The organism is Alkaliphilus peptidifermentans DSM 18978 (genome assembly GCF_900101495.1).
GTDB lineage: Bacteria > Bacillota > Clostridia > Peptostreptococcales > Natronincolaceae > Alkaliphilus_C > Alkaliphilus_C peptidifermentans.
In genome coordinates, this window is record NZ_FMUS01000016.1 from 86,175 (window position 1) to 106,596 (window position 20,422).

Genomic DNA, 20,422 nt, shown 5'->3' on the forward strand with positions numbered 1-20,422 from the left:
CTGGGTGGACAGGGTCGTCCACCCCTACTTTATTTGTTCCCTATTAGTTTTTAGGTCTTCATTACTCATTACTCATTGATTTTTGATTAATAGACCATTCCCCTTGCCGATACAATTATTTCAGTTTCTACCCTGCCATTTCTAACACCATATATCTTATCAAGCATATTTGCTGCAGTACAGGCATGATTTGGTATTATTTCAATTATTTCTCCAACCTTTAAGCTTATTTCCTTTGGGTCATATTGAAGCTTTCCAAGCTCCTCTGATAATCCTTTTACAGTAATACTCCCTTTACCCTTGATTCTGCCATAGCCTACAATATTATTATTTCCATGGGCACCTGCATCTAGGCACAGGATTTTACTTCCTGCATCTATTATGGCTCTATCTTCTTCCGGAACACTTATTACTGTGGCAAGAATTGATAGAGCACATCTCTCCTCTGGAACCACCCCTAAAGCCACCTGAACTGCGTCGTAGAAAACGTAATTGCCAGGACGAATCTGCTTAATTAATCCAAAATTTTCAATTGCCATTACTGTAGGGGTAGATCCTATTGCTATTATTTCACAATTAATACCTTCCTTTTGTAGCTGTTGGGCAGCTACCTCAACTGCATTAATCTCTTCTCTCGCAGCTCTTTTTACATCATCTTTATTAATAGCTCCATATACATGTCCTCCATGGGTTGCTACTCCCACAATCTTCACATTGCTTAAATTTCTAATAGTTCTATAGAATTCTCCTGCAGTATTAGGTGTTATACCTAATCTTTTAAGTCCACTATCTACAATTATGATACACTTAAATATAATCCCTGCTTCGATGCCTTTTTCATTCAGTATAGTAGCTGCTGCAATTGAATCAATGCTACAATATATTTCAGCCTTTTTTGTCAGATCAATCAGTCGTTGTAGCTTATTCTCACCTATTATTGGATAAGCCAGTATAATTCTCTTTACATTAGCCTCTACCATTTTTTCAGCCTCAGACAGCTTTGCTGTCAATATACCCTTCCCGCCGGCCTCCATCTGCTTCTCTACTATATAGGAGCTTTTGTGGGTTTTAATCATTGGCCATAGCTCCACCCCATGATGATCTGCTAGCCTCTGCATTTCTTCTATATTCCTTTCAAGCTTGTCTAAATCTACCACCAAGCAAGGAGTCTCTAAATTTTTTATATCCATAGTAATCCCCCTTATTAGCAATGGGCAGACTGAGTTGTCCCCCCTATGCAATTTGTTTTCTTGTGTTTATTTTACATTTTACTGCTTTTGTTTTCAATTACTTACTCTACACCTCGAAAATAGTGTCCACGGGTGAAGCTCTTTGGTAAAGCTGCTGTTGAATCTTCATTCTCAATGTGATTGATTAGCTTCTGTACTTCAGCTGGGCTTTCATCGGTGATAGATAACTGGAGCCTCTTAGGATTAATCTTTCTTAGTTCCTTAAGCTTATCCAGCATATATAGGGGCTGTGAATTTAATATTATAGTTCTTCCTAAAAAGTCCTTTGCAATGGGAAATGCCATATTTTTTTGATCTGTTAGTTTCCATTTATAATCATATGCCATTACATTACACTGATGGCACTTGTGGTTACACTCCTTTTGAAGCTTCAGTGGACAATATTCTAAAGTCATTACAGCCAGCTTGCCATAAGCCATAAGCTCTATGTCTATCGATTTGTTAGCCATAATGCTCCCTATGGATTTTAAATCTAACTCTGTTGATAATACAACCCCTTTAACTCCTAAGGCTAGAAGGGTATCAATAGTATAGCTATTAAAGGGATTTAAGGTGTAATCCGCTACAACAGGGAGGTTGAAGGACTTTTGTCCAATGCTTATCATCCCAATATCACCTGCTAAAATACCGTCTAGCTTTAGATTTCTAAGCTTTTCATTAATTAAAATATACTCTTTATCCTTTACAATATTAGGGGACCTAAAATAAATTTCCCACTTATATTTCCTGCAGTGTTCAATTGCCTCCTTAATTGTATTTAAATCTCCATAATATACCCTTGTAATTTCTTTTGCTTCAATAGATTTTAGTATGTCTATACTATCTATCCGTAAGGATAACTCTGTTTTTTTATCGTTACCTTCAATGAGCCTAGAGATTGGTTCCTTTAGTGGTTTCTTACCTATATCTTTAACAGCTATTCTCTTATTATGGTTACTCCTTATATCTTTTAATTTATCTATTGCACCTCTTCTAAGACTGTTTATTGACGACACAGGTACAGAAACCCCATCCTCCAGCTGAAGCTTAATATGTTCAAATGTAAAGGGAGTTCCTCCAAGCTTATTAAGGTTTTCCAGCACCCGTTCCTCTGATATTGGCATTTTTTTAGCTTCTTCAACTATGTATTCAGATTCTTGATATACTGTATTTCCTGCTTCGTCCCATATATAAAGCTTCATCGGCTTAGACTTCTCAACTATAGCTTCTCCCCAGATCTTTATGGCAACATCCTTATTTGCATAGGTGTTTTCCAGTTCATTCATTAGGTTTATATCAAGGGTTTTAAAAACTTTATCCCCTTTTTTTATACTACCCTTCATCTCAAACTCTACTATACTTCCTTTTTCAGCATGTATTACTGGTTTCTTATTAACAAATAAAGCCGAAATGTATCCCCCAATATCATGTTGGGTTGAACTCCACACCTCTACCCCATCTCCTTTGGCCAATGGGTCATTTAAAAGCAACTGTACGAAATTCTTCTCTGGAAATACTGCTTTTACCTCACCTAAATAGATTCCTCTGTTATTGGGCTTTTCTATATTTGTAATTTCTTCCCTTGGACTACTGAATAAAAAGCCCCTAGTGAACTTTCTATTAAATATTTGAGCCATTTCATGCTGTGTTTTTTCATCCTTAATTACTTGCTTTGTGCTAATGTAGTTATCAATGGCCCTTCTATAGCTTCTTACGATTGAAGCAACGTATTGAGGTTTTTTCATTCGTCCTTCAATTTTAAAGGAGGTAACTCCACTATCAATTAGCTGATCCACATATTGCAATGTGTTTAAATCCCGCATGCTTAAATGATAAGCTTGATTGTCTTTTCCCTTACCCTCATCAGATAAAAGCCTATAGCTTCTGCGACAGGGCTGAGCACACCTACCTCTGTTGCCACTACGCCCCCCAATATAGCTACTCATTAAGCATTGTCCTGAATAAGAAACACAAAGGGCGCCATGGATAAAAACCTCAAGCTCCATTCCAGTTGATTTATGTATTTTTGCAATTTCTTCAAGGCTTAGCTCCCTTGCCAGTACCACTCTTTTAACCCCAAGCTCTTTAACCACTTCTATTCCATGACTATTATGAAGGGTCATTTGGGTGCTACAATGGAGCTCAAAATCTGGAAATCCATGATGGATTAAAGATAAGACCCCTAAGTCTTGAATGATTAATGCATCAACATCTATCTCATATAAAAATGCAACATATTCTAAAAGCTTATTAACCTCTGTATCCTTTAGTAGGGTATTGATGGTGACATATATCTTCATTCCTCTTATATGTGCAAATTCAACAGCTTCCTTTAGTGTATCTCTGTCAAAATTTGATGCATAGGCTCTGGCACTGAAATCTTTACCACCTAAATAGACAGCGTCTGCTCCATTAAGGAGGGCTGCCTTTAATGCATCGAAGCTTCCAGCTGGTGCTAGCAATTCGATTGTAGACATATTAAAACAACCTTTCTTAAACAAATTGATAAGTATTATGTTAAAAGTTATAAGTTTAATGATTAATGTTGAATGTTGAATGTTGAATTGATGTTGAAATTTACTACAGTAAATTTCTTCCTAGATTACTCATTACTCATTTAAATATTTGGACATTTTTCGAACAAAAGCATTTCATGCGTTAAATCCTATGGATAAAATGCTTTTGTTTTCCAAAGGAACCCCTCAGGTCCTTTGGACGCTTCGCTGTATCCTCCTCATTGATCATAAGGGGGATCGCCCCCTTAACAACCCCGAATTTAATAGAAAAGTAGGACTTTTCTATTAAATAAAAAAAAGTAGCAATATTATTATATCACTACTTCTAAAAACCATGTGGTTATTTATTTTTGTACTTTCCCTTTTCAGAGGTTTCTATATAACCTTCCAGCTGTTTTCTTGCTTCAACAAGCTTTAATTGGTTTTCAAACAGCTTATTTTGAAGATCATTTATAATTTCTTCTGCCTTTTGTAAATCATTTTCCTTTTCCTGCAGCCTATTTTTAAGTGAAATGGTTTCCTTCTCATGATTCTCTTTAAATTGTCTCAACTCATTTAATTGCTCATCCTGTTGTAAGCCGAAGTACTCTGTTTCTTCTAGGCGTTTTTGAGTAATCTCAAGCTCTGCCTTTATTTTTTCAAGTTTATTCAAAGGGACAGTATATTGCTGTTGTAAGAGCTCTATCTCATCTTTTTGCTTTAAATATTGATCTGCAATATTTATGGATGTTAAAACAGCAATCATAGATGTGCTAAGCCGCTTATTTGCCCTTGCTACTTCTTCCATACGATCATCCACAAAGCTACCTACCTTTAAAAGGTATTCTTTAGGTTCTGCTCCGACGATTGGATACTCTTGTCCATTTATTTTGATTAAAACTTTGTTTTTAACCTGCATAAATCCAGCCCCTTTAAATGAATATAATCATTCACTTAAATAATTTCTTTATAAAGTTGCAATATCCTGCAAAAATTATATAAACTTCTATATTTTTTTAAATTTTGGAGAACAGTCTTAATCCCTTAGACTTCCTCCTAACTGTTCTTTAATTTTCTGTAAAATTCCATCATGGATTTTATTTACATCCTCATCTGTCAATGTGCGTTGACTATGACGATATGTTAAGGTATAGGCTACACTTTTATGATCTTCAGGAACTTGATTTCCTCGATAAATATCAAATAGCTTAAAGCTCTCTAAAATCTCGCCACCATTTTCATTTATGATTTTTTCAACTTCTTTAACATAAATGTCCTCTTTTAATACAACTGCAAAATCCCTCGTTATTGCTGGGTATTTTGGTAGTGGCTGATATAATTTATCAACTCTAGCTAGTTGTAGTAATAGACTGAAATCCAACTCTGTACAATAGCACTTTTTATCAAGATCATAATTATCCATTACTATAGGATGAAGCTCTCCTAAAGCACCCACAACATTTCCGCCAATAACCAAATTTGCACATCTACCTGGATGATAGGTGCTGTGGTATTTTTCTGCTTCAAAGTCATAATCTTTAATTCCAAGGCCCTTTAACAATCCTTCAATGGCCCCCTTTAATGTGAAAAAGTCTTCATCTTCACCATATATACCTAAAACCAAGTGAGGTATTTCATAGGGCAGTTCATTGACTTCATTTTTAGGAACAAAAATTCTTCCCAATTCAAATGCCCGTACTTCTTCATTTTTACGATTTTGGTTTCGAGAAATAATCTCCAATAAATTAGGAAGCAAGCTGGTACGCATAACGCTTGTTTCATCACCCAATGGATTAATTAATTTAACAAAGTTTCTCTTAATGCTATTTTCATCAACGTTGATTTTTTCAATGCTTTTAGGACTTACAAAGGAGTAGCTAAGCACTTCATTAAAGCCTAAAGCATTCAATAGCTCCTTTGTTAGCTCTTCAAGTATCTGTCCGTTGGTTTTTCCTCCAACAACAATATTTCCTCTGGCCATGGTGGGGGCTATTGCATCGAATCCGTAGATTCTACCAATCTCTTCAACGAAATCAGCCTCCATTAGTAGATCGTCTCTATAGGTGGGTATTGTTACTGTTAATTCTTCACCCTTTTCAATGGCGTCAATCTCCAATGATTTTAGAATCTCAATCATTTCAACAGTGTCAATATTTGTGCCCAGCAGTTCATTAATACGCTTTGGACGAATATTTAATTCTCTTTTTTCTTTTATGGCAGGATATACATCAATAGCACCCTCCAACACTTCTCCTATTTCCAGCATCTCAATCAACTGACAAACCCGATTTGCAGCTACTATTGCCAAGCTTGAATCTACGCCCTTTCCAAAACGAGTAGATGCCTCTGTCCTTAATCCCAATGTTTTGGAGGTGTTTCTTGTATTATCAATGTCAAAGGTGGCTGACTCTAACAGTATCCACTTTGTATCCTTTGTAACCTCAGATTCTTCTCCTCCCATTACTCCTGCTATGGCAAGATTCTTTTCTGCATCTGCTATCATTGTCATATTACTATTAAGGGTACGTTCTACTCCATCCAAGGTTTTAAAGCGTTCACCCTCCTGTGCTTTTTTTACGATGATGGTATCTCCACCTATTTTATCAAAATCAAAGGCATGAAGGGGCTGACCATATTCAAGCATAACATAATTGGTAATATCAACTATATTGTTAATAGGTCTAACTCCTGCTTTAATTAATCGCTGCTGCATCCATTGTGGTGACTGCTTTATTTTTACGTTTTTTATTACCCTTGTCACATATCGTAGACAGCCTTCTGTATCTTCAATTACTACCCTAGCCTTATCAGATGCCTTTTCGTTAATCTCTTTAAACTGTATTTCAGGATATTTTATAGGCTGTCCTATGGTGGCAGCTACTTCTCTGGCCATTCCCACCATACTTAAGCAATCTGGTCTATTGGAGGTTATCTCAAATTCTATAACTTCATCCTTAAAGGGTATTACCTCCATAAAGTCCGTCCCCAATGGGTATTCTTGATCTAGAATCCAAATTCCATCTTTGTTTTCTTCTGAAATAAGTCCTTTAGCTATTCCCATTTCATCTTGAGAACAGAGCATTCCTTCAGAAACCTCGCCCCTCAGCTTACCCTTCTTAATTTTAAGATTCCCGGCAAGCTTTGCACCATCAATGGCCACTGGTACATAATCACCTTCTTTAATATTAGTTGCACCTGTAACTATTTGAAGCAGCTCTTTTCCTATGTTAATCTTACAAATAACTAGCTTATCTGCATTTGGATGGGGCGTAATTGATTCGATTTTACCCACCACAACTCCTTCAATTCCCTTTCCAAATGCTTCAACTGTTTCAACCTTAGAGCCTGACATGGTCATTTTATCAGCAAGATCCTTTGTAGATAATTCAATGTTTACATATTCCTTCAACCATTTAACTGGTACTAGCATTTCATTTCCCTCCTATAATTGTTTCATCTAAAATTGATTTAAAAAGCGCATATCATTCTCAAACAATAGGCGTATATCATCAATTTCATATTTATTCATAATCAACCTATCAATTCCCATGCCAAAGGCAAATCCACTATATACTTCTGGGTCTATTCCACAATTGGCCAATACATTAGGATGAACCATTCCACAGCCTAAAAGTTCAATCCAGCCACTACCCTTGCATACGCTACAGCCTTCACCTGCACATTTAAAACAGCTTGCATCAACCTCTGCACTTGGTTCTGTGAAGGGGAAGTGATGGGGTCTAAATTTAATTTTGGTATGACTCCCAAAGAAATGCTTTACAAAAACCTCTAGGGTTCCTTTTAAGTCTCCTAATGTGATCCCTTTATCCACCACAAGCCCTTCAAGCTGATGGAACATTGGAGAATGGGTGGCATCAGGGGTATCATTTCTAAAGCATCGACCTGGTGATATAATCCTAATTGGTGGTTTCATATTTTCCATTGATCTAATTTGTACTGTTGATGTATGACAACGCAGCAAAATATCTTCTGTGATATAGAAGGTATCACTCATATCTCTAGATGGATGATTTTTAGGTGAATTTAAAGCATCAAAGTTGTAATGTACTGTATCTACCTCAGGACCTTCGACAACCTTAAAGCCCATTCCAATAAATATATTCTTTAGCTCATCCATTCCTTTAGTTAAGGGATGCTTTTTACCTATTGCTACTTGTTTGCCTGGCATAGTTACATCTAAAGCCTCTGCCTGTAGCTTATGCTGTAGCTCCTTAGTTTTTATACTTTCCTTCGCTTGCTGTAATAATGTTTCTATGCTTCCTCTAACTTCATTGGCTATTTTACCTACAAGGGGCCTTTCCTCAGCAGTAAGGCTACCCATTCCACGCAAAACCTCAGTTAGTTCACCCTTTTTCCCTAAATATTTGACCCTCACCCTCTCCAATTCATCAGAGGAATTTGCTTCTTCAATTTCAGCTTTAGCTTTTTTTTCTAATTCCATTAATTTTGCTTCCATATTGCTTCTCCTTTCTTAGTTGAAAATTCCTTTTCTACAAATACTCAAAAATAAAAATAAACCTTCATCCCAAAAGGGACGAAGGTTTTTACTCCGCGGTACCACCCTAATAGTGTATATAAACTATACACCACCTCAAAATTTTTAACGGTCTAAACCGGCAGGGCCTACTATATTTCAACCCCACAGCTCAAGAGCGAACTTCTGCTATTCTTATAATAAAGGTGCTTCCAGCCAACGGCACCCTCTCTCTTTAAAACAGTGTATAGCCTACTTTTCTCCTTCAAAGCCTTTTAGTATACTTTTATTATTAGATTACTGTTCATTATTACTATTAATTCATTATGAGTTTTTTATACATCATATAGGCTGTTACGGAACCAGTTAATTCAAATATTCTCCAGAATACATCGGCGGTCTTCATGGGACCACACTCCTTCCCTATAGCCATTATAGGTACATTATAGCATAGTATAATTGCTATAACAAGAAAGTATAGATATTTGGAGAAAGTTTTTTGAAATTTCTAATCATTTATAGATTTGCGTTTTTCAACAGCCTTATACATTAAAAGTCCCGCCGCAACAGATGCATTAAGGGATTCAATTTTACCATATATAGGTATTTTAATAGCCTCATCAGCTATTTTTAAAAGCTTCTCATCTATTCCATTGGCTTCATTTCCTATGATTATTGCAGTTTTTTCTGGATACTCTATATCATCATAGCTTTGATTAGTTTCTAAATGACTGGCAAAAAGCTTGAATTTATATTTCTTAATAAATTCTATCCATTCATCATTGTCATTACAAATTATTACAGGAATATGAAATAATGCTCCCATTGTTCCTCGTATTGTTTTACTATTATAGGGATCAACACTCCCCTTTGTTAAAATAATCCCATCGGTACCTGCAGCTTCTGCTGTTCGAATAATTGTTCCAAGGTTTCCTGGGTCCTGTATTCGATCTAATATAACTATAGTAGCTTGGTGGTTGATATTTATGGCTTCCAATGAGTTGTTCTGATTTTGGGCAACGGCAATAATTCCCTGTGGGTTTTCTGTATCAGATAGCTTTTTCATTAGCTCTGGTGTAATTTCATTTACAGTATATTTTTTTTGAGCCTGCATTAAGAGCTTTCTTCCACCCTCTACATTCACTAGGCTACTACAAAAAACAACCCTTTCCATCTGAGCTTGATGTCTAATCGCCTCATCAATAATCCTTACACCCTCTACAAGGTAGCTATTATATTTTATTCTATTTTTTTTTAGCTTCAATCCTTTTATATGCTTAATTATAGGATTTTGTTCACTGGTAATAACTTGATACTCCAACACCTTCACCTAGCCTCTTTCTATTTTTCTTAGGTCATCCTTATGTCCTATTACCACCAGTATATCTCCCTTATGGACAATATCCTTTGCCGTTGGAGATACATTTATTTTATTATTGTGCTTAATTGCCATTATATTAATTCCAAAACGAGAGCGAATATTTAGCTCCAGTAAAGTTTTTTCTTCCCATTCTTCCAGGGCTGATATCTCAACAATGCTATAGTCAGGGGCCAATTCAATATAGTCCAGAATATTACTGGCAACTAGGTTATGGGCAACCCTCATCCCCATATCTCTTTCTGGAAAAACAACCCTATCAGCACCAATTTTATAAAGAACCTTTGCATGCAATTCATTTTGAGCCTTTGCAACAACGTATTTGACTCCAAGCTCCTTTACAATCAAAGTGGTCATAATTGAAGATTGTATGTCTGATCCAATAGTTATAACTGCAACATCAAAGTTTCTAATACCCAGTGAACGAAGAGCATGCTCATCAGTTGCATCCGCCTGCACTGCATGGGTAACCTCATCTGAAATGTTTTGAATTATTTCCTCATTTCCATCAATGGCCATGACATCATTACCCATTTTAAAAAGGGTTTTGGCAACACTACTACCAAATCGCCCACAACCAACTACAACAAATTGTTTCATTATTCCACCCCTTCTATCCTACTATAATTTTCTCTTCAGGGTACCTGATGGCACCTTTGCTATTTCTATTCTGCCTTGCTAGGGCAAATGCAATGGTTAGAGGTCCTAATCTGCCTAAAAACATAGAAAATATTATAACTATTCTCCCTAAAGCGCTGAGCTCTGATGTTATTCCAAGACTTAAGCCAACTGTGCCTAGTGCAGAAGCAGCCTCAAAGAAAACCTCTATAAATTCGAATCCACTATCTGTAATTGTAAGCAGCATAGTAGATATAATTATATATGCCATTCCAATTACACCAATGGTTAATGAACGATTCACTATGTTTCTGGTTAGTCTTCTTCCAAATATCTCGGTATCTTCTCGCCCTTTTATTTCAGTAATAACAGTAAATAAAATAACTCCCATTGTTACTGTTTTGATACCACCAGCAGTTGAAGCAGGTGATCCACCGATGTACATTAGTACAATTGTTAACATTTTTGAAGCTGTTGTCAATTGACTTGTATCAACTGTGTTAAAGCCCGCTGTTCTTGGGGTTATGCTTTGAAAAGTTGAAGCCATTAGTTTACCTCCGAAGCTTAAGTCACCTATTGTATTTGGATTATTCCACTCAAGCAATAGGTATGAAACAAATCCAATGCCCAAAAGAAGACAGGTCATAAATATTACTATTTTTGAATGTAGGCTTAGCTTTTTAAATTTCCTTAAATTAGCAACTTCTACTATAACAGAAAATCCTATACCACCCAATATTATTAAAGCCCAAACAGTAAAATTTACAACTGGGTCTGTAACATATGGCATTAAGCTTACTCCTCCACCTATAATATCAAATCCTGCATTGCAAAATGCCGAAATAGAATGAAATATTGAATATGCAATACCCTTTGACCACCCCAGTTCTGGGACAAAGGTAAAGGAAAGAATAAGGGCTCCTATTCCTTCTATTATAAAGGTACCTATTAATATGTATTGTGTAAAACGAACTAGCCCTGATAGGCTATTTTGATTCAGGGCCTGTTGGATAACTAAACGCTCCTTTAGGGAAATTTTTCTTCCCAGTATAATTGCAAAAAGGGTAGCCATAGTCATAAAGCCTAGGCCTCCCACCTGAATCAAAATTAGTATTACAGTTTTACCGAAGGCTGTCCAATAAGTCCCTGTATCTACAACTACTAATCCTGTAACACATACTGCAGATGTAGAAGTAAAGAGTGCATTTAAAAAACCTATACTTTTTCCATCAATAGAAGCTATTGGTAGATTAAGCAGTAAGGCACCAACAAGAATTACAGCTGCAAATCCCAACACCAAAACTTGAGTAGGGTCTAGCTTAATATTATCTATATTCTTCATATCCTTCTCCCTCTCAATTTTCATTATTCCCATTATATCATTTATGTAAAAATATGTTAAGTTTTATTATAAAGTTACATTAAATAAGTATTAACCTATATTAACAGTTTATGCCTATCTAATTATAATAATATGTTTAATCATATTATAATATAAAGAGTCCTCATAAGGACTCTTTATATTATAGCTTATGCTTTTATTTTTTCTTTAACAGTTTCCACTAATTGAGCAAAGCCTTCTTTATCGTTAACTGCCATATCAGCTAGTACTTTTCTATTCATTTGAATTCCACAGGTTTTTAACCCGTTAATGAATCTTGAATACGATAACCCACTTGTTCTTGCTCCTGCATTAATTCTAGTAATCCATAGTTTTCTAAATTCACGCTTCTTTAGCTTTCTTCCAACATATGCATGGCTTAATGCCTTCATAACAAACTGGTTTGCAGGTCTGAAGAGTTTACTTCTTGCTCCCCTAAAGCCCTTTGCCAGTTTTAATACTTTTTTATGTTTTTTACGTGCGTTTACAGCACCTTTAACTCTAGCCATTTTTAAAACCTCCTTTTTTTCATGTTATCTATGGTAGTAATTGCTGAATTCTTCTTTGATCTCCTCTAGAAACGATTGCTGCTTTACGAAGATTTCTCTTTCTCTTGGCAGACTTCTTAGTTAAGATATGGCTTGTAAATGCCTTAAACCTTTTAAGTTTACCTGATTTAGTCTTTTTTAATCTCTTTGCTGCCCCTTTATGGGTTTTCATTTTATTTGCCATTAGTACTTCCTCCCTTCAGATTATGCGTTTTTTGGAGCTAAGATCATTATCATTTGTTTTCCTTCTAATTTTGCGTCTTTTTCTACTGTACTCACTTCAGTTAATAAAGAGGCAAATTCTCTAATTACCTTAAGACCCATGCTTGTATTACTAAGCTCTCTTCCACGGAAACGTAAAGTAACCTTAACTTTGTCACCACTTTCAAGAAACTTTAAAGCTCTGTTGGCCTTAACGTTCAAATCGTGGGACTCTATATTTGGGCTTAATCGCACTTCTTTAACAGTAACAACTTTTTGTTTTTTCTTTGCTTCTTTTTCTTTTTTTGCAAGCTCGTATTTGTACTTACCGTAATCCATAATCCTGCAAACAGGCGGTTTTGCTTGGGGAGCAATTTTAACTAAGTCTAAATTCTTACTTGCAGCTATGCTTAAAGCCTCTGTAGTAGGAAGAATCCCTAATTGTTCTCCTTCAGCATCAGTTACCCTTACTTCTTTGTCTTTAATCTCTTCATTAATTTGTAAATCATTTAAATCTCTAATAAGCTAGCACCTCCAGTTAATATATTATATACAATAAAAAAAGCGAATACATTATTGTATCCACTTCAATTTAATAGAAATAATTTATAAATTAAATCAATTTATAAGTAATCTTCTATTAACCCTGCTGACTTAGGTCACAAGGTGAGAAGTGGAACTTCTACTTTGTTGTCTTAAATATAATATCAAAGTTAGGTTTATTTGTCAACATTTTTCATTTAATAGTCTTCTCCTAGTCTTCTCTTATCATATATTTCCTTTTTATTATTATAAATCTCATTTATTATTTCTATTCTTTTGGGCAAGATAATTTTAGAAGAATAGATAAGGTGGTGATGCAGTGAAAAAAAGAATCATTTTTATACTTCTTTGTATATTTATCGGTTTATCTGTTATGTCTAGCTTTTCTGGCCGGACTGAAAACAATATAAATGGCAGAATAACTTCTACAGATCGTTTGCTTGTGTTTGGTGCTACAATTTTTCTGTTTTTCTATTATATCAAATTAGATAAGTCTCCTCAATACGCACATGCCACTATAAATAGTGAAAAAAAGAATGATAAAGATCAAAACACCAATGAATTTTTCACAAAACCAAAGGTCACCTTTGAGGATGTAGCAGGCTTAGATGAAGTAAAGGAAGAATTAATTGAAGTGATTGATTTTATTAAAAAATCAGAAAAGTATAAAAAGATGGGTGCAAAAATTCCCAAAGGCATTTTGTTTTATGGCCCTCCTGGAACTGGTAAAACTTTACTGGCTTCGGCAGTGGCAGGTGAAACACAATCTGCTTTCTTTTCAGCCAGTGGCTCAGAATTCGTAGAAAAATATGTTGGTGTTGGTGCAAAAAGAATTCGCACATTATTTGAGAAGGCTAAAAAAGAAGCTCCCAGTGTTATATTTATTGATGAAATTGATGCCATAGGTGCAAAAAGACACCTCGATAGTAATAACGAGAAGGATCAAACCTTAAATCAGCTTTTGGTAGAATTGGATGGCTTTAATACCGATCAGACGGTGGTGGTAATAGGAGCTACAAATCGTTTAGATTTATTAGATGAAGCACTTTTAAGACCTGGTAGATTTGATCGCCATATGTATATAGGTAATCCAAATATTAAAGCAAGGGAAGAAATATTAAAGGTGCATACTAAAAACAAGCCTCTACATGAAGATATTAGTATAGAGACCTTAGCTAAGAAAACCCATGGGATGAGTGGTGCTCACCTATCAAATATTGCTAATGAAGCTGCTATAATAGCAGTCAGAGAAAATGAAACCATTATAACCCCTAGACATTTTGATTTAGCCATCGAAAGGGTTATTGCTGGATTACAGGTTAAGAATCCCAATGTGCTGTTGAAGGAAAAACAGATAGTTTCCTATCATGAAGCTGGACATGCACTGGTTGGAAAAATACTTAATACAGATATGGTTCAAAAAGTTTCAATAATTCCACGGGGTCAAGCCTTAGGGTATGTTCTGCAAATGCCCCAAGATGATCGCTACATTATGACAAAAACGGAGCTATGTAATAAAATTATGGTTATGCTGGGTGGAAGGGCAGCTGAAGAATTAATTTTTAATCACCTTTCAACTGGGGCCAAGGACGATTTGAAAAAAGTAACAGATATTGCATTATCGATGGTCTGTGAGTACGGCATGAGTGATTTAGGCTATATTTGCCAGGAGCCCTCAATGATCAAAGGATTAAGCCGCCAAATTACAAGGGAAATGAATAGAATAATTGACAGATGCTATAAAAATACAATGGAAGCATTGGAAAGTCACCACAGTGATTTGGAAAAAATCTCATCAGCTTTAATGGAAAAGGAAACCCTCAACTATGATGAATTAAATGAATTATTAGGTAATGACTTCAATAAGCAAATTCCTTCCGAAGAGGAATTGAAGGCAGTATAATAAAAAGCAATGAGTAAAATAATAAATGGTGAATGTTGAATGTTGAATTGATGTTTAATTTAGGGCTGACAATTCTGTCAGCCCTATAAATTTACTTTTGTTAAATTGATACATTTCTCCATTTTACTTGCATACGCTATATGTTTATCTGTAATAGGCAGTATCTTTATCTACATAATTTAAATCAAAGCGCTATTCATTTTCTTGTCCTATCTTTCCTCTTTTTGCCTTTCCTTTTCCCTTTGAATCTTAACTACTAATACATCAACCTTACGGTTCTGTGTCATAATAGCCTCATCCTGTATAATAGGAGTACCATTTTTCAAGGCTTCACCCACGAGTCTCTCCAATTTTTCTTTCTCTTTTTCCAGTTCCTCCTGGTATTTCACTCTCTTCACATTAATTAAACCTCCTTATCTTTTGCTTTAGTTGCTTCATATACCCTGTTAACGGTTTAACGTTATTATAAATCGCTTTCAAGATTAATTCAACGGTATTCCGTTAACCATTTGTAGAATAAATTGATATCCTTTGATTAACGGAATAACGTTTAGAGGTGAGCGAATGAATATTTCTCAAGCAGTAGTTAAACGTATTGAAGACTTGTGCAGGGAACGAAATCTGACAATCAATGCTCTCAGTAACACTTCGGGGGTCACACAGTCAACTGTAAATGATATTGTGAACGGTACAACATATAATGCGGGGATAGTTACCATTAAAAAGCTGTGTGACGGACTTAATATAAGTGTGCGAGAATTTTTTGATTGCGATTTGTTTTCTCATTTGGAACAGGAAATAAAATAGCCTAGGGTCAGGGTTGAAAAGTTCAATCCATGAAATAAGCGCACTGCCATGATCAAAGATTTCAGCCATCTGCTTAAGGCAGCGTATAATTAGTTCGGAAGCATGAGGCTAAAAGCATAATTTACTAGACATTGAAAAAGCCAACAATTGTCGGCTTTTTCAATGTCTATATATTTTTAAACTTGCATACTCTTGCTTTTAATCTCTTCTAATATATCATCTATGAACTTATCAGTTTTAACTACTCCAAGCTCTCCCTTATCTCTAGATCTTACTGCAACAGATTCTGCTTCGATTTCTTTGTCTCCCAATACTAGCATATATGGTACCTTCTGAAGCTGAGCTTCCCTTATTTTATATCCAATTTTCTCATTTCTTGCGTCTAATTCAACGCGAATATCCTTCGCCTTCATTTCCTTCTCTATTTTACTGGCATATTCTAGATGCTTGTCAGTAATAGGAAGTATTTTCACCTGAACTGGAGCAATCCAAGTAGGAAACTTGCCAGCAAAATGCTCAATAAGAATTCCAATAAATCGCTCTATACTTCCATATAGTACCCTATGAATCATAATTGGTCTATGTTTTTCGCCATCTGCACCAATATAATTTAAGTCGAAGCGTTGTGGCATCTGGAAATCAAGCTGTATTGTACCACACTGCCAAGTACGGCCGATGCAGTCCTCCAGCTGGAAGTCTAGCTTAGGACCATAGAAGGCACCATCTCCTTCGTTGATTTTGTATGGAAGACCCTTAGACTCCATAGCTTCCCTCAAAGCATTTGTTGCTAATTCCCATTCTTCATCTGATCCCATGGCATTTTCTGGTTTTGTTGAAAGCTCAATATGATATTTAAAGCCAAAAATCTTATACATGTAGTCAATAAAGTCTATTACACCTATAATCTCATCCTTAATTTGCTCTGGCAGCATAAATAAATGGGCATCATCCTGAGTAAAGCATCTAACCCTCATTAAACCATGGAGAACACCTGAAAGCTCATGTCTATGGACTAATCCAAGCTCTCCCATTCGGATTGGTAGGTCTCTATAGCTGTGCATCTTTCTTTTATAGGTTAATATTGATCCTGGACAGTTCATTGGCTTTACAGCATAATCCCCATCATCAATTTTAGTAAAATACATGTTTTCTTGATAGTGATCCCAGTGACCTGATTGCCTCCAAAGCTGCTCATTTAAGATTATTGGAGTTTTTATTTCTTCATAGCCCCACTTAACATGCTCTCTTCTCCATAAATCCTCCAATTGATTTCTAACCACCATACCCTTTGGATGGAAGAATGGGAAACCTGGCCCCTCCTCTTGAAGGCTAAACAAATCCATTTCTTTACCAATTTTCCTATGATCTCTTTTTTTAGCCTCTTCAAGTCTGTTTAAATAGTCCTCCAGCTCTTTCTTTTTTTCAAAGGAAGTACCGTAAATTCTTTGAAGCATTTTGTTTTTTTCATTGCCCCTCCAGTAAGCTCCAGCTACACTTAATAGTTTAATGGCTTTCACTTTACCTGTTGATGGTAGATGGGGACCTGCACAAAGGTCTGTAAATTCCCCTTGCTTATAAAATGATATAATTGAATCCTCAGGTAGATCTCTAATTAACTCTGCTTTATAGTCTTCTCCTTCATTAATCACCATTTCTAAAGCTTTATCACGGGGTAGCTGAAATTTTTCAAGTTTTAAATCTTCTTTTACAATTTTTTTCATTTCAGCTTCTATTTTTTCTAAATCCTCTGGTGTAAATTTATACTCCAAATCAAAATCATAGTAGAAACCATTATCAATTGCTGGTCCAATTGCTAATTTCACATTAGGGTATAGCCTTTTTACTGCTTGTGCAAGGACATGTGAACTGGTATGTCTAAAGAATTCTTTTCCCTCCTCATCATCAAAGCGAAGAATATTTAAATTGCAATCATCCATAACTTCATGACTTAAATCTACTAATTTGCCATCAACTTCGCCACCAACTGCCACTCTTGCTAAGCCCTCGCTAATTTCCTTAGCAATTTCGTAGATGGAGGTACCCTTCTTTACATCTCTTGTAGAGCCATCCTTTAGTATTACTTTAATATTTTCCATATTTTGACCTCCTCTTATATATAATTTGAATTTAAATATATTATTTACAAAAATATAAAAAGCCCCTCATCCTATTTGTCATAGGACGAGAGACATGTTCCCGCGGTTCCACCTAAATTGATATACAATCCATCTTGTTGACTATAACGGAGTCACCGTATTCCCTTTCGCCTTCGCTACTCAGAATCAGCTCCAAGGTAGTTTTCAGTTCACCATATACAAAAGCACTTTCAGCCGTGGTGCTCCCTCTCTTAGTACTGGGTTAAACCTACTCTTCCTCTTCATTACATTACCGTATAATTTTTTATTATTATAATTAATTAAACTCTATTTGTCAAGTACTATTTATTTTTTACATAAACAATATAATTATTCCTTGTGATAAACCAATTATAAACCCTAGTACGCCTCCTAATATTTCTATATGCTTCAACTCTTCTTTTGCTATTTTTAAAACCACTGCTTCTAGCTTCTCCATTGGAAAATCGTTTATTTTGTCTTCAACCATAGAAGCTAAATCAACATTTGTTGCTGCCTTATGTATCATTCCCTCCATGGTCAAGGTAATAACTTCAGAAGCCTCTTCTTCTATAACAGTGCTAACATAACTATTAATCATGCCCCTTATTGTTGAAGGAATAATTATTGGTAAACGATGATTTATTATATTGTTGATTTTTTCCTTTAAAAATTTCACTAGCTCATCCTTGTTTTGCTGTTGAATAAAATGATCAATAATCTCCTCAATTGACAGGAGCTCTTCTTGAATTGTAATTCCTATGCTTTTTGCCATCTCGCTCTTCCTTTTTGGTATTAAACCTTGAATATAAAAAGGTAAGAGAGGTATCTTGACTGGCTTAAAGGGTCTAAAGAGCAGTTTAATTGCCATTAGATTTGTGATCCAGCCTATTAATGCTCCTATAAGGGCAAGTAATAGAATAATTATTAACCTATCCAATAACCTTCACCTTCTTGAATCATCTTTAGTAGTATACTTCAGCTATTATATCACAATTTTATCAGCAGTTTTACTTATATTATATATATTACCCTCATCAACAATTAACAAACCCCGCTTTTACGGGGTTTAATTTTCATTATTATTTACATTACTGTTAATATTACACCAATCACATCCATTACAAACTTTAACCTTCGTTGTAAATACTCTACCTATAGTTTTTATTATTTCTGGCTGATGAGCATTATTAATTCTATGAATAAATATTTTTTGAGGCGCCATTGTAATTAAAGTGCTAATTAGTATATCTTCATAACTAAGATATTGATGATCTGTCATTTCCTTTGCTATATCCTTCAAATAATCATTGTTAATAAGATTATTGTCTCCATCATACATTTTATAATTATGATCCTGCTCTATAACTATATGAATAGTATTAATTTTAGATTCTTGAATATCTACAAAGTATTTTAACAGCTTTATAAACTCGTTATATTCTCTATCCATTAAATAATCTTCTATCGCCTTTTCTATTGTATCCTCTAATTCTATGGTGTAATTCTGAAGTCGGAAGGTAATAAATCCTTCTATATTAATTTCATTATCTTCCTTTAAATAACTTACAAGTTCATTAATGATTTTATTTTTTCGTGTTTCATCTTGATTGATAATCATAGATGTCTTATTTTCTTCGCTTATTATCTCTAATGCAATTTTCTGAATTTCTTCCTTTTCTTTCTGTTCAAAATAGTAATACTCTAGATCAATAATTTTCCTTATTATGTTTGGTTCCTCATGGTATTGAATATACTCAGATAGAGCATTGGCCATGCAATATTTAAATATATTGATAAAATCGCTGATTGGATAATTTTTAATGCTTTCTATTTTTACACTATAGGACAAATCAGCTATATTTCCTAAAATTGTAACCTTTTCCTCTAAAATTATCCCTTCCTTATTAAAGGATTCTATCTCTTTTTTAATCTTATCACATAATTCTTCTATATTACTTTTATTTACTTTAATCAGCAGTAAATTCAAAGAAATCACTCCCTTCTGCTGTATTAGTAGTATATGTTTAAACAACAATCATATTCTTAGTGGGGTTTAACAGTAAATTGCAATAATACCATTTCTACTTATCAAAGATTCTTTATACTATGAAAACACTTAATTCAGCTTTCTGTTTTATGTTACCCTCAGAAATTTCCATGAGAAATAATAATATCTTCATTGAAAAAAAGAATTTTACCTATCATCCTTTTTCAACATTTAAGTATTTATTATTTTTTATATACCCTATAAATTTTATATTATTTAATCTTTATAGTATTATCTTTTACTTACAGTATATGTTGGTAATTAATTTATAGTGAAGAGTCAAAAAAAAAGTTGGATTCAATTACTAAAATGAAAAAAAATAAAAATGAAAAATATAAAAAAAGTGTAGTCAATAGACTACACTGAGACTGTTGACAAAGTCCACCTGAAAAGGGTGGATTTTTTTTTATTCAAAAAGGATTTATCCAATCGATGTCGAATATGTATAATGAGGTGATGAATTATGCTTACTAAAGCTAAAGATAAGCAAACTTCTTATGAGTTTGTTATGCTCGAAGAGCTAGTTAAAGAAGACCATTTACTAAGAAAAATAGATAAGTACATTGATTTTAGTTTTATCTATGACGAAGTCGAAGAATTGTATTGTCATGATAATGGACGTCCATCTGTTGATCCAGTAGTTCTTTTTAAAATGACTTT

The 20,422-nt window shown here is 34.7% G+C and carries 18 protein-coding genes, 1 pseudogene and 2 other annotated features; of the genes and pseudogenes, 3 read left to right on the forward strand and 16 right to left on the reverse strand.

Features of this window, described 5'->3' with window-relative positions:
- Positions 1-86 precede the first annotated feature (86 nt).
- The 12 genes from BLP68_RS12325 to infC form a co-directional block, all read right to left on the reverse strand.
- Positions 87-1,190 (reverse strand): alanine racemase, encoded by a 1,104-nt coding sequence (locus tag BLP68_RS12325; RefSeq protein WP_091543999.1) that lies wholly within the window; start codon positions 1,188-1,190, stop codon positions 87-89.
- A 101-nt stretch (positions 1,191-1,291) separates the two neighbouring features.
- Positions 1,292-3,706 (reverse strand): U32 family peptidase, encoded by a 2,415-nt coding sequence (locus BLP68_RS12330; RefSeq protein ID WP_091544002.1) that lies wholly within the window; start codon positions 3,704-3,706, stop codon positions 1,292-1,294.
- A gap of 379 nt (positions 3,707-4,085) precedes the next feature.
- On the reverse strand, positions 4,086-4,643 hold the full coding sequence (gene zapA, locus BLP68_RS12335; RefSeq protein WP_091544005.1) for a cell division protein ZapA: 558 nt from the start codon (positions 4,641-4,643) through the stop codon (positions 4,086-4,088).
- 117 nt (positions 4,644-4,760) lie between these two features.
- Positions 4,761-7,154, reverse strand: coding sequence for a phenylalanine--tRNA ligase subunit beta (gene pheT, locus BLP68_RS12340; RefSeq protein ID WP_091544006.1), 2,394 nt, complete (start codon positions 7,152-7,154; stop codon positions 4,761-4,763).
- 27 nt (positions 7,155-7,181) lie between these two features.
- Complete coding sequence (pheS, locus tag BLP68_RS12345) at positions 7,182-8,201, reverse strand: phenylalanine--tRNA ligase subunit alpha (RefSeq protein ID WP_091544008.1); 1,020 nt, start codon at positions 8,199-8,201, stop codon at positions 7,182-7,184.
- A gap of 71 nt (positions 8,202-8,272) precedes the next feature.
- Positions 8,273-8,497 (reverse strand) — a binding site (T-box leader).
- Between the two features lie 38 nt (positions 8,498-8,535).
- The gene (locus BLP68_RS12350; protein WP_091544011.1) at positions 8,536-8,625 is read right to left on the reverse strand and encodes a YqzL family protein; all 90 of its coding nucleotides are present in this window, start codon (positions 8,623-8,625) and stop codon (positions 8,536-8,538) included.
- A gap of 102 nt (positions 8,626-8,727) precedes the next feature.
- Positions 8,728-9,549 carry a TrmH family RNA methyltransferase gene (locus BLP68_RS12355; RefSeq protein WP_242876975.1) on the reverse strand — a complete coding sequence of 274 codons (822 nt, stop codon included), beginning with the start codon at positions 9,547-9,549 and terminating at the stop codon, positions 8,728-8,730.
- Positions 9,550-10,197: a potassium channel family protein gene (locus tag BLP68_RS12360; RefSeq protein WP_091544013.1), complete on the reverse strand. Its 648-nt coding sequence runs from the start codon at positions 10,195-10,197 to the stop codon at positions 9,550-9,552.
- Positions 10,198-10,210: 13 nt separating this feature from the next.
- The gene (locus BLP68_RS12365) at positions 10,211-11,557 is read right to left on the reverse strand and encodes a TrkH family potassium uptake protein (RefSeq protein ID WP_091544015.1); all 1,347 of its coding nucleotides are present in this window, start codon (positions 11,555-11,557) and stop codon (positions 10,211-10,213) included.
- Positions 11,558-11,745: 188 nt separating this feature from the next.
- Positions 11,746-12,105 carry a 50S ribosomal protein L20 gene (gene rplT, locus BLP68_RS12370; RefSeq protein ID WP_091544018.1) on the reverse strand — a complete coding sequence of 120 codons (360 nt, stop codon included), beginning with the start codon at positions 12,103-12,105 and terminating at the stop codon, positions 11,746-11,748.
- Between the two features lie 28 nt (positions 12,106-12,133).
- Positions 12,134-12,328 (reverse strand): 50S ribosomal protein L35, encoded by a 195-nt coding sequence (gene rpmI, locus BLP68_RS12375; protein WP_091544021.1) that lies wholly within the window; start codon positions 12,326-12,328, stop codon positions 12,134-12,136.
- A 20-nt stretch (positions 12,329-12,348) separates the two neighbouring features.
- On the reverse strand, positions 12,349-12,867 hold the full coding sequence (infC, locus tag BLP68_RS12380) for a translation initiation factor IF-3 (protein ID WP_091544023.1): 519 nt from the start codon (positions 12,865-12,867) through the stop codon (positions 12,349-12,351).
- 340 nt (positions 12,868-13,207) lie between these two features.
- Here infC and BLP68_RS12385 point away from each other — a divergent pair, with 340 nt between their 5' ends.
- Positions 13,208-14,791 (forward strand): ATP-dependent metallopeptidase FtsH/Yme1/Tma family protein, encoded by a 1,584-nt coding sequence (locus BLP68_RS12385; RefSeq protein ID WP_176759012.1) that lies wholly within the window; start codon positions 13,208-13,210, stop codon positions 14,789-14,791.
- A gap of 209 nt (positions 14,792-15,000) precedes the next feature.
- On the opposite strand, the gene BLP68_RS12390 is transcribed toward BLP68_RS12385, so the two are convergent.
- Positions 15,001-15,189, reverse strand: a complete 189-nt coding sequence (locus tag BLP68_RS12390; RefSeq protein ID WP_091544024.1) for a hypothetical protein — start codon at positions 15,187-15,189, stop codon at positions 15,001-15,003.
- Positions 15,190-15,355: 166 nt separating this feature from the next.
- On the opposite strand from BLP68_RS12390, the gene BLP68_RS22470 reads away from it, so the two are divergent.
- Positions 15,356-15,598: a helix-turn-helix domain-containing protein gene (locus tag BLP68_RS22470; RefSeq protein ID WP_091544027.1), complete on the forward strand. Its 243-nt coding sequence runs from the start codon at positions 15,356-15,358 to the stop codon at positions 15,596-15,598.
- A 176-nt stretch (positions 15,599-15,774) separates the two neighbouring features.
- On the opposite strand, the gene thrS is transcribed toward BLP68_RS22470, so the two are convergent.
- The 3 genes from thrS to ytxC all read right to left on the reverse strand — a co-directional run bounded on the left by thrS (position 15,775) and on the right by ytxC (position 19,702).
- Positions 15,775-17,694, reverse strand: coding sequence for a threonine--tRNA ligase (thrS, locus tag BLP68_RS12400; protein ID WP_091544030.1), 1,920 nt, complete (start codon positions 17,692-17,694; stop codon positions 15,775-15,777).
- A gap of 78 nt (positions 17,695-17,772) precedes the next feature.
- Positions 17,773-17,988: a binding site (T-box leader), on the reverse strand.
- A 58-nt stretch (positions 17,989-18,046) separates the two neighbouring features.
- A complete protein-coding gene (locus tag BLP68_RS12405) occupies positions 18,047-18,652 on the reverse strand; it encodes a DUF445 domain-containing protein (RefSeq protein WP_242876976.1) in 606 nt (201 codons plus the stop codon).
- 129 nt (positions 18,653-18,781) lie between these two features.
- Positions 18,782-19,702, reverse strand: coding sequence for a putative sporulation protein YtxC (gene ytxC / locus BLP68_RS12410; RefSeq protein WP_176759013.1), 921 nt, complete (start codon positions 19,700-19,702; stop codon positions 18,782-18,784).
- A 523-nt stretch (positions 19,703-20,225) separates the two neighbouring features.
- Here ytxC and BLP68_RS12415 point away from each other — a divergent pair.
- Positions 20,226-20,422 (forward strand): annotated as a pseudogene (locus BLP68_RS12415) (IS5/IS1182 family transposase); the annotation flags it as partial.

What these genes read in the sequence shown, in the direction of transcription:
- rpmI (WP_091544021.1), bottom strand. Translation starts at nt 12,328, where the DNA reads ATGGCAAATAAAATGAAAACCCATAAAGGGGCAGCAAAGAGATTAAAA.
- pheT (WP_091544006.1), bottom strand. Translation starts at nt 7,154, where the DNA reads ATGCTAGTACCAGTTAAATGGTTGAAGGAATATGTAAACATTGAATTA.
- pheS (WP_091544008.1), bottom strand. Translation starts at nt 8,201, where the DNA reads ATGGAAGCAAAATTAATGGAATTAGAAAAAAAAGCTAAAGCTGAAATT.
- BLP68_RS12325 (WP_091543999.1), bottom strand. Translation starts at nt 1,190, where the DNA reads ATGGATATAAAAAATTTAGAGACTCCTTGCTTGGTGGTAGATTTAGAC.
- rplT (WP_091544018.1), bottom strand. Translation starts at nt 12,105, where the DNA reads ATGGCTAGAGTTAAAGGTGCTGTAAACGCACGTAAAAAACATAAAAAA.
- BLP68_RS12330 (WP_091544002.1), bottom strand. Translation starts at nt 3,706, where the DNA reads ATGTCTACAATCGAATTGCTAGCACCAGCTGGAAGCTTCGATGCATTA.
- thrS (WP_091544030.1), bottom strand. Translation starts at nt 17,694, where the DNA reads ATGGAAAATATTAAAGTAATACTAAAGGATGGCTCTACAAGAGATGTA.
- BLP68_RS12365 (WP_091544015.1), bottom strand. Translation starts at nt 11,557, where the DNA reads ATGAAGAATATAGATAATATTAAGCTAGACCCTACTCAAGTTTTGGTG.
- BLP68_RS12360 (WP_091544013.1), bottom strand. Translation starts at nt 10,197, where the DNA reads ATGAAACAATTTGTTGTAGTTGGTTGTGGGCGATTTGGTAGTAGTGTT.
- BLP68_RS22470 (WP_091544027.1), top strand. Translation starts at nt 15,356, where the DNA reads ATGAATATTTCTCAAGCAGTAGTTAAACGTATTGAAGACTTGTGCAGG.
- zapA (WP_091544005.1), bottom strand. Translation starts at nt 4,643, where the DNA reads ATGCAGGTTAAAAACAAAGTTTTAATCAAAATAAATGGACAAGAGTAT.
- BLP68_RS12350 (WP_091544011.1), bottom strand. Translation starts at nt 8,625, where the DNA reads ATGAAGACCGCCGATGTATTCTGGAGAATATTTGAATTAACTGGTTCC.